Here is a 12,729-nt window from a genome sequence, read left to right as displayed (position 1 = left end):
GCGTCAAACGGCAACTGCAATGGGGCGGTGACTGGCCGGGTGTTAACCTACGCAGGCGGCTCTCCACCAGGCGAGGTAACGCCGGTTTGCAGCCGATGGATCGAGAACAACAAACTCCGGCGTGTCATACGGATGCTCCGCGACGACCATCTTCTCCAGTTGATTGACGCGGGGCGCGATGGTTTTGAAGACGATGAGCAGTTCGCGGCTGCACTCGATTTTGTCCTGCCACCAGTAAAGCGATTCCACCGCTGGAACAATGTTGGCGCACGCAACGAGTTTTGCTTCGAGGGCTTTGCGCGCAAGATGCCGGGCCACTTTGCGGTTAGGCGCGGTCACGAACACAATTTTAAAACTTTGTGAGCGCATGTCGGCCGCGTTAGAATGTTGGGCATTCGATGGAAATTCAAACTGATTTGGTGATCTATCGCACGTCGGAGATTCACGGAACCGGCGGCTTCGCACGTGTTGACATTCGGGAAGGCACGGAGATCGTTGAATACACCGGCGAAAACATTTCAAAGGAAGAGTCACAGCGGCGCTGCGAGTTAAATAATCCGTACATCTTCGACATCGATGAAACGACCGATCTGGACGGCAACGTGGAATGGAACCTTGCTCGATTCATCAACCACAGCTGTTCTCCGAATTGCGAAGCGCAGTGGGATGAAAAGCACATCTGGATTGTAGCGATTCGGGATATTCGGGCGGGCGAGGAGTTGACGTTCAATTACGGGTACGACCTGGACGATTACCAGGATCATCCATGCCGGTGTGGCGCGTCCAATTGCGTGGGTTTCATTGTGGCTGAAGAGCTGTTCGAGGAGCTCCGCCGCCGAAAAGAAGCGGCCGCTGGTGTTGCACCGCAACAAGTTGCGTCGGGTCCGTGAAACCCGGCGTAATCGTTGTTGACGGCGAAAAACCGTTTGACTAACAATTGCGCCAATCTGATCAAAAGCCAATGCTGTTGGTGTCAGAAGACAGATTGTCAGTGAACCTAAAACGACATTCAGTGATCCTGCCGGTGCAGTCCTCCCACGCGGTCTTTTGATCAGGTACTCGTATTATGAACCCAACCAGGCTCTTCGTAGGCAACCTCTCGTACCAGACTATGGAGAATGATCTTCAGGATTATTTCTCCCAGGCTGGCGTCGTGACCTCTGTCAATCTCATGCTGGACAAGATGACCGGCAAATCGCGAGGGTTCGCGTTTGTTGAATTCGCCAGCCAGGATGACGCGAACAAGGCGATCGAACAATTCCATAACAAGGATTTTCAAGGTCGCGCCTTGACGGTGAATGTCGCGCGGCCGCGAGAAGATCGTCCGCAGCAACAGCGCTGGGGTGGCGCGCGCGAAGGCGGTTACGAACGGCGCGAGCGGAATTAAGAAACATTCAGAAGACTGACACGGGCCGAAGTAATTCTTCGGCCCGTGTCATTTTCCAATAAGAGTTTGACAGGCGAGTGACGCAACTTATCTTGAGGCGAGCTATGGCCGAGAACATCCCGAATATTCCCACTGGCGCTGTTCCTCCGAAAAAGGAAACCGGAAAGGTACAGCCCAAAAAAGAAACGGTCCGCATCAATTTGCCCCCGAAACCGACCGCTGCTCCGACCATCAAGCTGCCGACGCTTCCCCCGGGCGGTCCTACTGGCGCTGCAGGCGTTCCGCCTGCGCCTGGAATCGCTCCCGCTGCAACTCCGGCGGCCGCTCCGCACGCCTCCGCTGCTGCCGCGCCTGCTGCAGCACCCCGGCCCGGCACTGCGATGTCAGCCCCTCCGGCTCCACGCCCGGCCACAGCGCAACGGCCGATGGCAGCTCCCATTTCCGCCGCACCCACCCTCAGCCCGGTCGACTCCGGCCTTGCCATCGCTGCTGCAGTTGTGGGACTGATTGCCGTAGGCAGCACGGCCTATCTTGCTTTCCTACTGTAGCCATCACCGAATTACGCCGGAAGCTACGACGAAAAAATCAATATGGCATCGCCCAACATTCTCCTCCTGACGCAAGAGAATTTCGCAAAAGAAGTGCTTCAATCTCCCACGCCTGTCCTTGTGGATTTCTGGGCTGAGTGGTGCGGCCCTTGCAAGGCAATTGCTCCCGTCCTGGATGAGCTTGCGGATGAGTATGAAGGCCGAGTCCGCATTGCCAAGGTCAACATCGACGAACAACAAGGCATCGCCGCGGAATATGGGATTCGCGCCATTCCCACATTGCTGCTCTTCGACAAGGGACAGGTGGCGGACCAGATTGTCGGATTGCGCAGCAAGCGCGATCTGAAAGCCAGTTTCGATCGCGTCGCGGTCTGATGTTCCTGTTGTCGCCCTCATTCGCTTCCCGGCGCCAACACTGTTGCGGCTCTGGACGGAATTCGGAGGACGACCATGATTGTTACTCCCAGGCAACTCAGCCTTCGCGCGGAGTTGTATCATCAGCTCGGGTCGATGATTTCAGCCGGGATTCCTCTGATCCGCGCGCTGGAGATGGCGGTTTCAAACCCCACCACCCGTGTCTCCCGAGGCGCAATTGAGCAATTGATTGCAAGCCTGAAATCCGGCCTCACGTTTAGCGAAAGTATGACCGCGGTGCACGGCTGGATGCCCGATTTCGACATTGCGTTACTAGGTGTGGGAGAAAAATCAGGGCGCTTGGATGCCAGCTTTCGGCAACTCTCCGCGTATTACGCAGCACGCGCGAAGATCATTCGCGACACCATCGCCGGCTTGATCATCGCGCTGGCAACCTTGCACGTCTTTCTCCTGGTATTTCCCTTGAACATGATGGTCGCCGCGGTGCAGGGACTTTGGTCAAACGACTACGGCCCGCTCATTCGGTTTGCCGTTCAGAAACTTTTGATCTTCGGCACAGCCTATGGCCTCGTGTTTCTTTTCATTTTCCTTGCCCAGGGCAATCGCGCTGAGGTGTGGCGCTCCCTCGTTGAAAAGTTTCTGCGCGTGATTCCGATGTTCGGCACCGCGCGACACCACCTGGTCCTGGCACGGCTCTCCGCTGCGCTGGAAGCGCTGGTCACGGGCGGCATTTCGATTGTGCAATCTTGGGAGTTGGCGGCGGCGGCGAGCGGTTCTCCCGAATTGCGCCGGCGCGTGGCCCGATGGAAACCAGAATTGGAACGGGGCGCCACGCCGGCTGAACTCGTCAACAGCAGCCGGTATTTTCCTGAGACATTTGCGAACCTTTACAGCAGCGGCGAGCAAAGCGGCCAGTTGGACGAGATGCTCGGGAGAATCAAGACCTACTTCGAAGAGGATGGCTTTCGGCGGCTCAGTAATTTCAGCCGGGTCATGAATGGAACGATCTATGGGCTCGTGGTGATGCTGGTGGGGTATAACGTCATCACGTTTTACATGGAGCGTTTCGGGGCCATGTTCGAGGCGTTTTAGAATGACTGTTAACGAAATTCTCACCAACGAGGGGTTGCGGCAGGAAGAATTTCCTGTGGCCCGGAACAAGATTTTTCTCGGTCATGCAGGCGTCTGCGCCTTGCCCAAGCGGGTGACGGACGCGATCTCTGCATACGCCGCCGAGGCCGGAACCGGTGATCAGGAACATTTCGCCATGGCCGAGGTGCTCGGCAAGGGGCGCTCCCTGGCCTCACGCCTTCTCAATTGTGAGCGCGAAGAAGTCGCTTTCGTTGGTCCTACCTCCCTTGCGCTCAGCGTCGTCGCAAGCGGACTCAAGTTTCGCCGCACGGATAACGTGCTGATCTATTTCGATGACTATCCGTCGAACGTTTACCCGTGGATGGCATTGGCGAGCCAGGGGGTTGAGGTTCGGTTGATGAACATCCGCCACCTGGGAGCGATTCGCGCCATCGATGTGATGGGTCAGGTGGACGAAAATACGCGTCTTGTGGCACTGGCTTCCTGTCATTTTATCAGCGGCTACCGGATCGATATTCCGAAGATTGGGAAGTTTTTGCGCGATCGCAAGATCCTGTTCTGCGTCGACGGCATCCAAACCGTGGGCGCATTTCCCACGACGGTGGAATACGTCGACATGCTTGCCGCGGACGCCCACAAATGGATGTTGGGACCTTGCGCTGCGGGACTGCTTTATGTGCGTCGCGAAGTTCAGGAACGCGTCAATCCAGCCTTGCATGGCTGGCACAATGTGCGATGCCCTGATTTCGTGGCACAGGAGGAAATCGTATTTCAGAAGGACGCGCGCAAGTTCGAGCTCGGAACCCACAACCTTCTCGGAATCGTTGGGTTGAACGCCGCGATGGAATTGCTGCTGGAAGTTGGAGTTGAGAACATCGCCGCTGAACTTTTGCGCAAACGCGCGTTGCTCGTTCCTGAATTGGTGGGCAGGGGATATTCAGTTTTGAACGCGGATGGCACGCCCGAGAGCGCGAGCGGGATCGTCTCGTTCAACAAAGCCGGGAGCGACATGCGTGCCCTGCATGACACGTTGACCACGGCAAATGTATCGTCCGCTTTGCGAAAGGATCGCAAGGGCAACGAATACGTCCGGTTTGCACCCCACTTCTACAACACAGACGCGGAGCTGGAGCGAGCGGTCAGTTTGCTGTAGCGCTGCGGGATTCTTCCGCGCCAGCAGAATTTGAGGGCAGCGGCTCAATGCGCTGCTGGATCAGCAGTCGCCAGAGACCTTGCGTTGGGCTGAAAACCCACGCCAGCGTAAACAGAAACCCACCCATAACGACCATCGCCGCTGCAATGGAGCAATCGAGCCAGGTTGCAAGATGCAGTCCGAGAACTGAGCTGGTTGCGGCGTGCACCACGACCACCGTCATGACCCTGGGCAGCCGTTCGCACAGCAGTGATCCCGTCGCGCCTGGAAGAATCAGCATGGCGATCACGAGGATGGCTCCCACAGATTCAAAGGCGCTCACTACCACAGCCGACAGCACTCCCATCAGGCCGTAATGCACCACCGTGGAATTAATGCCGACCGATCGGGCCAGGCCGGGGTCGAAGGAACTGACCAGGAGTTCTTTGTAAAACATCACGATCAACACAACCACGGCGACCGTGACGGCAGCCATTCGGACGACGGGCTCTGGCCCCAGGCGCAAGGTTCCCAGAACAACATCGGGGGCCAGCGTTACGAATCCAATTTCCCCGTAAAGCACGCACTCCTGATCGAGGTCCACCCGCGCAGCGAACAAGCTGATAAGGACTACGCCAATTGCGAACAGGCTCGTAAACGCGATGCCTATGGCTGCGTCCTGTTTGACCCGCGTTTTTCGATGAATCAATTCAATGATCAGGGTTGTTACAACCCCTGCTGCCAGGGCGCCGAGAAACATCGGCAGCGCCCCCCGGCTCGTCGAAAGGAGAAACGCAACGGCGATCCCCGGAAGAATACTGTGGCTGATCGCATCCCCGACTAGCGCCATACGCCTCAGAATGAGATAACATCCGACGAGTCCGCATGCGGTCGTCACCAGAAAGCCCATGGCAACGATCCAGATGGTGCTGTCGAACTGTTCGGTCCACGGAGACATCAGCACCCGCTGCACGTTGAAAGCAGGAATGAAGGAGCTCATATGTTGCTTCCATATCCAACAGATTCCTCAGGCCGGCCTCGAGGCGCGGCGCCTCGCTGGACATCAGCCAGGGTGGGAATCGGGCTTCCGTGCGGGTCACGACTCGCAAATTGCAGGCGCCGCTCGATTTCGCGAACCGTTTCCTCCCCAAGGACGTGCTCGATTTTTTCTGCATCGTCATGAACGTGATCAGCGGGGATTTGCGCGGCATGATTCAGGTATAGCTCCCAAAGTCGATGGTTCCGCACGATGGAACTCGCCGCATGCCAGCCACCTGGAGTCAGGAAGATCATGTTGCCGTCATCATGAAGCGTCGCAAGGCCGTGCCTCCGCAATGTGGCAGCCAGCGCCTGTGCTTGATCGAGGGTTTCCCGCCGTCTTTCAGCAAGTTCGCGAAGTGAAACTCCATCCCCTTGAAATCGCCGGCTTTCGAGGACGTGGTAGATTGACTTGAGCGTGTTTTCCCGTTGTATCCGGCGCGTCCGCGAACGGTATTTCAGCCAACGCATTACGACTCCGTGACGGGGTCCGAAAAGGAATGCGAGCGCAAAGACCAGTGTTGCACCCAGCACCACAAATGGTCCGGTAGGAAGTCCTGGACCCAGGAAAGAAAAGAACGCTCCAGCGCCGCCCGCAAACATCCCGAACACGGCCGCAATGAGCAGAAGGGATTTCAATCGATCGGTCAGCAAGTACGCGGCGGCCGCCGGCGTGATGAGCATCGCAGAGACCAGCACAACGCCGACGGCCTGCAGCGCGATCACGACTGCGAAGGCGACCAGCACCATCAGCCCGTAATGAATCACGTGCACGGGAAAGCCGCACCCGCGCGCGAAGTCGGCGTCAAAACTCGTTACCAGGAATTCCTTGTAGAACATCACGATGGCCGCAATCGAAAGCACCGTGACGCCCGCCATGAGCTTCAGATCACCCGCGCCGATCGCAGCCGCCTGGCCAAAGAGAAATTTGTCCAATCCACCTTTGTTTGCCTCAGGCAGATGTTGAAGCATTGTGAGCAGACAGATGCCGACAGCAAAGAACGTGGCGAGGACAAGCCCCAGCGCGGAGTCTTCCTTGAGTCGCGTTGTGTGCTTTACAGCGTGAACTACCGCTGTGCCAAGCAATCCGGCAATCGTCGCCCCGATGAAGATCGCCATGGGGTTCTTGCTCATGTCCCAAAGGAAACCGAGGACCACGCCAGGCAGCACGGCATGCGACAGTGCATCGCCCACCAGCGCCATGCGGCGAACGACAATGAAGCTGCCGAGCAGCCCGCAGGTGATCCCTAGAAGGAGGCATCCGGCCAACGCATAACGAACGCTCGGATCCTGGAACGTGAAAAATCGCAGAGCCTGCGCTGCGATGTTCGTCTCGGAAATGTCTCCGATCCGCGCCGCCGCCGCGTTCAGGACGCTGGCCATCCACACGATCGCAGCCAGAAAAGGTGCGCGCTTCATCGTGGTTCTCCGCGCTCCCGCTTGCCGAGGACGTGCGCCACTTCCGACAGCACCGTCAACCGTCCTCCATAGGTCTTTTGCAGGAGTTCGTAAGTGAACACTTCCTCCGTTCCGCCGAATGCAACCACACGCATGTTCAGAAGTAGAAGCATGTCAAAGTACTCCCGTGCTGAAGGCAGGTCATGATGCACGACGAGCAGTGTTTTCCCCTGGTCGCGCAGTTCATGCAATAGAGCAATGATGGCGCTTTCGGTCGCTGCATCGACCCCCGCGAACGGTTCGTCCATGAAATACAGGTCACTCTCCTGGGCGAGCGCACGTGCGAGAAAAACGCGCTGTTGCTGCCCGCCGCTCAAGTTGGAGATCTGGCGGTTCGCATACGGAAGCATCTTCACCTTCTCGAGGCAATCCAGGGCAACTTCCCGGTCCTTGCGCGAGGGACGGCGCAACAGCCCAAGCTTGCCATATCGTCCCATCATCACCACGTCCATGACACTGACGGGGAAATCCCAATCCACGGATTCCCGTTGTGGAACGTAGCCGATGCGCCGCAGGTTGCTTTTCAACGGTTCCCCGAAGACTTTGATCCATCCACTATTGATGGGAATCATTCCCATCGCAGCCTTGATCAACGTTGATTTTCCCGCGCCGTTCGGTCCAACGATTCCGACCAGCTTGCCTTTGGGGACGGCAAGGTCGATGCCCCAGAGCACGGGCTTCTTGTGGTAAGACACGGTGAGATCGTGGATTTCGAGGCATATTTCCCCGTTCCCGCTTTCGGTCTTGGGAGTTTCGCGAGGGGATGGAGTCAGGTTTAAAGGATTCATGCGCGGTTATTCCGGGCGCTTCAACGCATGTTCGAACGAGACGTATACGAACGCGCCAATATCCGGCGCGGCGCGATTCAGCCCGAAGGGAATGGCAAACCCCGCGACGCACTGCGCGCCATTCTGAAAGTTGAACGCCTTTCGCACGCCGGGGCTGATCACATGCGAGTAACGATGCGCGAGCCGCCCGGAAGTCCGCGCGGATTGTTCCCATCCCCCGACCCATTCCAGCATCAAGTGAAGATCGGAACTGATCGCATAGATCGCGCTTGCGCCGACATTATAATGCCACAGGTCCCGACGATCCGCGGACTGTGCATCAGGAATCAATGTGGTGCCAACATTCAGGTGCGCGTACCAGCGATCACCAAGCGCCATGCTGAAGGGGACATTAACCTCAAAACCAACTGCGTCTTCGCCGAGTCCGCGATCTGCGTCTCCGGTTGGCAGAATGATCCCGGCGCGCGGGGAGAGCGCGAGCAAGGAGGTTTCGTCGAACAGCAATTGATAACGGTAGTCCAGCTGCACATCTCCAATGCCATGCTGGTCCGTCCTTCCGTTCAAGAAATGGTAGGGGACGGTATAACTGAATTGATGGTCCTGGCTGAAGACGGGCCACTCCTGCGTGAATCCCAATTCCCACACGCCTTCGTCGATCGAACGCTTGGACGTGTGATAGAGCGCCGTCATGATGTGTTGCACAACTCCCGGTTCCTGGTTGTAAGCCTCTTCCACGAAGAAAGAGTTGTCCGCGATACCTTCTATCGGCCTGCGGTTTATTTCCTCTCCGACGGAAGGTGCAACGACAAATCCATACCCCAGCAATAGCGACAGAATAGACAGCCTTTTCATACAATGCATGTTCGGGTTCAGCGCAATGCGTTCACAATGGTTTCCAGATTGTGCCGGATCATGCCTTCGTAAGTCCCCACATCGTAGCCATTCTCCATTTTGCCCGCCTGGCCCAGCGCGTCCGAAAACAATTCGCCTCCAATCGTGACGCCTGCGTCCTGACTGACACGTTCGATTGTTTTTGGGGAAACGCTGGATTCCACGAACACGGCATTGATTTTGTTGGCTTTAATGTATTCCACCATCTTGACCACGTCTGCCAGGCTGGCTTCCGTCACTGTTGAAATGCCCTGCAGGGCCACGACCTTGAAACCGTAGGCGCGGCCAAAATAATTGAAGGCGTCATGGCTCGTCGCGAGAATGCGCTTTTCAGGCGGCAGTTCGGCCGACTTTTGAATAGCCCACTCATGCAGCGCCTTCAGCCGGATTTTGTAACTTTCTCCCTGCGTTGCAAAATAAGCCGCATCGGCTGGTCGGGCCTCGCTTAGTCCCTTAACGACTGCATTCACGCAAAGAATCCACAGTTCCACGTCAAACCACACGTGCGGGTCGGGATGGCCCTCAAACTCCGTCGGCTTCAGGAGTCTGGCCGGTGGGATGGATTCTGCCACGGCGTATACGCGCTTGGAACGTCCCATCTCGCTGAGCACCGATTGCAACTTGCCTTCGAGCATCAGCCCGCAATAAAACACCACCTCCGCGCGACGGAGCGCATTCAGGTCTGCAGTCGTCGCCTTGTAGAGGTGAGGATCGACGCCCGGGCCCATCAGGCTTGTGACTTCCGCGCGATCGCCAGCGACCTCCGTCACGAGGTCGGCAACCATGCTGACTGTCGCCACCACATGCAGCTTTGCCGACGTTGTCGACTCGGATTCGGGAACGCAGCCGCAGCACACCAACAGAAAGGAAAACCAGCAGGACCGCCCTAGAGCCGACACAATCTGCCTGTTGAGTATAGAATTCATGAGAAAAGTTAGACACAGCTAATTCATGATCGCCATCCTGTCAAGAAGCATCCATAATTCGCGGAGTTCCCTCCTGTTGTGCCTGTGGATTTACGCAGGTTCCTGACGGGATTGCCCGGCTACGGTGTTTTCTCGTCCCGGGTGGGGCGCTCTCCTGATTGTCCCAAGTGTAATGTCTCTCCACAACAGGCGGAATGAACACGTGTCTCGATGTCCCGCAGTTTGGAACGATCTTCATTCGTTGGTGCCTTCTGGCTGTGCTGTCGATCGTGCCGGTGCGGGTTCTTGCAATCAACGAGACGTTCGCGAATCTCCAAATGCCTGCCATCGGGGATCATGCGCTCGAAATACTTTCTCCAACGGTGCTCGAGATGGTTCGCGTCAATACGAAGCCGCCGGGGTTGGCTCCCGTTCAAAACTGGAACTGGATCAATGATGCAGATGAATTTGCTCCTCCCGACCTTTCCAGCATTCGGGTCATTGTCGACGGCATTACCAACACCGTCAGCACCGTAGGGTTCAAGCGGCGTCCCATTTATGCGCCGCTAAACAATTGGGACCTTCGCATCGCGAATCATCTTTATCTCGTTCTCATGCACCCGGTGAATCCTGGGCAGGTTGTCCAGGTCGTCAACGATGGAACCCTGTGGCCCACGAACCTAAGCTTCTTTGCAACTGCCCACCCTCTGCGCCTGAACCCGGCGATTCACGTGAATCATGAAGGCTACCTTCCTGCGCTGCCAAAAAAGGCGATGGTCGGGTACGCAGCAGGAAACCTGGGGGAATTGATGATACCGACAAATCGGTTCCAAATCATTTCAACTGCGACGGGCCTTCCAGTGTTCGACGGATCTCTTCAGCAGCGGCCCGAGATCGGGTTCACGTATTCGCCAGCTCCCTATCAGCAGGTGTATGAAGCCGACTTCGGGAGCTTCAGCACGCCAGGTGAATATCGCCTCGCTGTTCCCGGCATGGGGGCATCGCTTCCCTTCCGCATCAGTGAAGGTTTCGGGATGTTGCTCGCGCGAACGTATGCACTTGGAATGTTTCACCAGCGCAGCGGGTTTGATGTTTCAATGCCGTTCACGCGCTTCACTCATGCAGCGGATCACACCGCACCCGCAGCCGTTGCCACGAATGCATCCGGCCCATTCACGTTCACGTGGAACACCATAGCGGATTACGCCAGCTTCACGAATTTTGACAACCCGCCCCAGCTGGCGCCGCGCCTGACAAGTCCTGCCGCACAGCTTTATCCATTCGTGAATCCTGGCCCAGTCGATGTTTCCGGCGGCCACTTTGAGGCCGCTAATTACAGCAAGCCGGGCTGGAACAGCGCCCAATTAATTCACATCATGATGTTTGCAGTCGATGCGCTCCCAGGTGTTGCAAGCCTCGATAACCTGGGAATTCCCGAGAGTGGCGATGGCATCAGCGATGTGCTGCAGGAGGCGAAGTGGGAGGCGGATTTCCTGGTGAAAATGCAGGACGCTGATGGCGGCTTTTACTACATGATCCATCCGCAGGAGCGGGAGTATGAGTTCGACGTGCTTCCGGAACACGGCGATCCGCAGGTGGTCTGGCCCAAGAACACGGCAACGACAGCGGCGGCCGTCGCTGCGCTTGTCCAATGCGCGTCATCTCCGAGGTTCAAGGCCGCGTATCCACAGGCCAGCAGCAATTACTTTTTGAGCGCACAACGCGGATGGCGGTTCCTGACCAACGCCCTAGCCGTTCACGGCGAAGAGGGGGCTTACCAGCGGATCATGCATTTCGATGATGCATTCACTGATCGAGACGATCTGGCGTGGGCGGCTTGCGAGTTGTTCCTCGCAACAGGAGATCCTGATTATCACACCATTCTGAAGGCCCGATTTCCCGATCCGCTCGATCCCTCCACGATGCGTTGGGGTTGGTGGAAAATGTATGCCGCGTACGGGAACGCTGTTCGATCGTACGCCGCTGCTGTGCGCAGTGGACGATTGCAAACCCACCAAATCGATCTGGCCTATCACGCAAAGTGCATCGAGGCGATCGCCGATTGCGCGGAGGATAATCTCCGCTGGTCACACGAGCACGCATACGGAAGCAGTTTCCCCGAAATCAACAAAACGATCCGGAAGGCTGGCTGGTATTATTCAACCGAGCAGGCCTTTGACATCGTCGTTGCGCACGAATTCGCACCCCAATCCGATTATCTCGATGCGATCCTTCTCAACATCAACTTCGAGACCGGCTGTAATCCAGTCAATGTCAGTTATCTCACGGGGATCGGATGGAAACGGCAGCGCGAAGTAGTGGATCAATACTCGGCCAACGACCATCGCGTGCTGCCGAAAATTGGCGTGCCCATTGGGAACATACAGGAAGGGTTTGTGTGGACGTGGCTGTATGGCGGCGAACTATCTGCATTAACCTGGCCATCGGACGGCCTTGAATCCGGTCCCTATCCGTTTTACGACCGGTGGGCTGATTTCTGGAACGTCAGCACGGAAGCATCGACGGCGAACACTGTGCGAAGCTTCGCCGTTGCTGCGTGGCTGGCTGCAAAAACGGCACTGACAAACCAGCCCTGGCGATCCACAAATGCGGCGCTTTCGGTTTCTTCGATCGCAACCCCGCCAGGCCGGCCAGTGACCGTGACGTTGCAGGTTGCCGACACCAACCTGACAGGCACCAAAATCATCTGGGAAGCACGCGGTGCAGAACCAACGTTCGGGGACACGACGTTTACCTTCACGCCGGGCGAACAGGAGGGTTTGCACTGGATCGAAGCCGAGGTGCAGTGGCCCGATGGACGCCGCGCCTTCGCGATGAATTCAATTCTTGTCAGCACCAATGCCCCTCCGGCGCTGTCCGCCATTTCAGATGGACCGGGCGGTTTTCGCTTTCAAATTACCGGGGCGCCCTGGGCGACCTACTGGATTCAGGCGTCAACAAATCTTTCCCATTGGGAGACCGTAGCGACGAACACGCTTCCCGCCGTGGGCCTGCTGGATATCACCGCCGGCCCGGCTGATCGCGCCCAACGCTTCTTTCGCGCGGTCAAACCGAATTAGAGGCGCGGGAATCGCCAATTCTGCCAAGCCTCAAG

General features: G+C 57.1%; 13 protein-coding genes. 7 read left to right on the top strand and 6 right to left on the bottom strand.

Features of this window, described 5'->3' with window-relative positions; genetic code table 11:
- Positions 1-42: 42 nt before the first annotated feature.
- Positions 43-339, bottom strand: a complete 297-nt coding sequence (cutA, locus tag VEH04_06460) for a divalent-cation tolerance protein CutA (GenBank protein ID HYG22408.1) — start codon at positions 337-339, stop codon at positions 43-45.
- A 59-nt stretch (positions 340-398) separates the two neighbouring features.
- On the opposite strand from cutA, the gene VEH04_06455 reads away from it, so the two are divergent.
- From VEH04_06455 to VEH04_06430, 6 genes are all read left to right on the top strand, one after another.
- On the top strand, positions 399-890 hold the full coding sequence (locus VEH04_06455) for an SET domain-containing protein-lysine N-methyltransferase (GenBank protein HYG22407.1): 492 nt from the start codon (positions 399-401) through the stop codon (positions 888-890).
- A 176-nt stretch (positions 891-1,066) separates the two neighbouring features.
- Positions 1,067-1,387, top strand: a complete 321-nt coding sequence (locus VEH04_06450; GenBank protein HYG22406.1) for an RNA-binding protein — start codon at positions 1,067-1,069, stop codon at positions 1,385-1,387.
- A 104-nt stretch (positions 1,388-1,491) separates the two neighbouring features.
- Positions 1,492-1,935 (top strand): hypothetical protein, encoded by a 444-nt coding sequence (locus VEH04_06445; GenBank protein HYG22405.1) that lies wholly within the window; start codon positions 1,492-1,494, stop codon positions 1,933-1,935.
- Between the two features lie 42 nt (positions 1,936-1,977).
- The gene (gene trxA / locus VEH04_06440; GenBank protein HYG22404.1) at positions 1,978-2,310 is read left to right on the top strand and encodes a thioredoxin; all 333 of its coding nucleotides are present in this window, start codon (positions 1,978-1,980) and stop codon (positions 2,308-2,310) included.
- A gap of 75 nt (positions 2,311-2,385) precedes the next feature.
- The gene (locus tag VEH04_06435; GenBank protein HYG22403.1) at positions 2,386-3,402 is read left to right on the top strand and encodes a type II secretion system F family protein; all 1,017 of its coding nucleotides are present in this window, start codon (positions 2,386-2,388) and stop codon (positions 3,400-3,402) included.
- Position 3,403: 1 nt separating this feature from the next.
- Entirely contained in the window at positions 3,404-4,555 is a 1,152-nt protein-coding gene (locus tag VEH04_06430; GenBank protein ID HYG22402.1) for an aminotransferase class V-fold PLP-dependent enzyme, read from the top strand.
- On the opposite strand, the gene VEH04_06425 is transcribed toward VEH04_06430, so the two are convergent.
- Genes VEH04_06425 through VEH04_06405 form a run of 5 tightly spaced genes read right to left on the bottom strand, consistent with a single transcriptional unit; the run spans position 4,542 to position 9,635 of the window.
- The gene (locus VEH04_06425) at positions 4,542-5,534 is read right to left on the bottom strand and encodes a metal ABC transporter permease (protein HYG22401.1); all 993 of its coding nucleotides are present in this window, start codon (positions 5,532-5,534) and stop codon (positions 4,542-4,544) included. The genes VEH04_06430 and VEH04_06425 overlap by 14 nt on opposite strands.
- Complete coding sequence (locus VEH04_06420; protein HYG22400.1) at positions 5,531-6,991, bottom strand: iron chelate uptake ABC transporter family permease subunit; 1,461 nt, start codon at positions 6,989-6,991, stop codon at positions 5,531-5,533. The genes VEH04_06425 and VEH04_06420 overlap by 4 nt, the downstream gene beginning before the upstream one ends.
- A complete protein-coding gene (locus VEH04_06415; GenBank protein ID HYG22399.1) occupies positions 6,988-7,818 on the bottom strand; it encodes a metal ABC transporter ATP-binding protein in 831 nt (276 codons plus the stop codon). Before VEH04_06415 ends, VEH04_06420 begins: the two co-directional genes overlap by 4 nt.
- Positions 7,819-7,824: 6 nt before the next feature.
- Entirely contained in the window at positions 7,825-8,670 is an 846-nt protein-coding gene (locus VEH04_06410; GenBank protein HYG22398.1) for a transporter, read from the bottom strand.
- Between the two features lie 17 nt (positions 8,671-8,687).
- Positions 8,688-9,635: a zinc ABC transporter substrate-binding protein gene (locus tag VEH04_06405; GenBank protein ID HYG22397.1), complete on the bottom strand. Its 948-nt coding sequence runs from the start codon at positions 9,633-9,635 to the stop codon at positions 8,688-8,690.
- Between the two features lie 194 nt (positions 9,636-9,829).
- Between VEH04_06405 and VEH04_06400 the strand changes: the two genes are divergently transcribed.
- Positions 9,830-12,694 (top strand): glycoside hydrolase family 9 protein, encoded by a 2,865-nt coding sequence (locus VEH04_06400; GenBank protein HYG22396.1) that lies wholly within the window; start codon positions 9,830-9,832, stop codon positions 12,692-12,694.
- Positions 12,695-12,729: the final 35 nt, after the last annotated feature.

The organism is Verrucomicrobiia bacterium (assembly GCA_035629175.1).
Taxonomy (GTDB): Bacteria; Verrucomicrobiota; Verrucomicrobiia; order Limisphaerales; family DASXHY01; genus DASXHY01.
This window is presented reverse-complemented; position numbering and strand designations above follow the sequence as displayed.

What these genes read in the sequence shown, in the direction of transcription:
- VEH04_06455 (HYG22407.1), top strand. Translation starts at nt 399, where the DNA reads ATGGAAATTCAAACTGATTTGGTGATCTATCGCACGTCGGAGATTCAC.
- VEH04_06450 (HYG22406.1), top strand. Translation starts at nt 1,067, where the DNA reads ATGAACCCAACCAGGCTCTTCGTAGGCAACCTCTCGTACCAGACTATG.
- VEH04_06445 (HYG22405.1), top strand. Translation starts at nt 1,492, where the DNA reads ATGGCCGAGAACATCCCGAATATTCCCACTGGCGCTGTTCCTCCGAAA.
- trxA (HYG22404.1), top strand. Translation starts at nt 1,978, where the DNA reads ATGGCATCGCCCAACATTCTCCTCCTGACGCAAGAGAATTTCGCAAAA.
- VEH04_06435 (HYG22403.1), top strand. Translation starts at nt 2,386, where the DNA reads ATGATTGTTACTCCCAGGCAACTCAGCCTTCGCGCGGAGTTGTATCAT.
- VEH04_06430 (HYG22402.1), top strand. Translation starts at nt 3,404, where the DNA reads ATGACTGTTAACGAAATTCTCACCAACGAGGGGTTGCGGCAGGAAGAA.
- VEH04_06425 (HYG22401.1), bottom strand. Translation starts at nt 5,534, where the DNA reads ATGAGCTCCTTCATTCCTGCTTTCAACGTGCAGCGGGTGCTGATGTCT.
- VEH04_06420 (HYG22400.1), bottom strand. Translation starts at nt 6,991, where the DNA reads ATGAAGCGCGCACCTTTTCTGGCTGCGATCGTGTGGATGGCCAGCGTC.
- VEH04_06415 (HYG22399.1), bottom strand. Translation starts at nt 7,818, where the DNA reads ATGAATCCTTTAAACCTGACTCCATCCCCTCGCGAAACTCCCAAGACC.
- VEH04_06410 (HYG22398.1), bottom strand. Translation starts at nt 8,670, where the DNA reads ATGAAAAGGCTGTCTATTCTGTCGCTATTGCTGGGGTATGGATTTGTC.
- VEH04_06405 (HYG22397.1), bottom strand. Translation starts at nt 9,635, where the DNA reads ATGAATTCTATACTCAACAGGCAGATTGTGTCGGCTCTAGGGCGGTCC.
- VEH04_06400 (HYG22396.1), top strand. Translation starts at nt 9,830, where the DNA reads ATGAACACGTGTCTCGATGTCCCGCAGTTTGGAACGATCTTCATTCGT.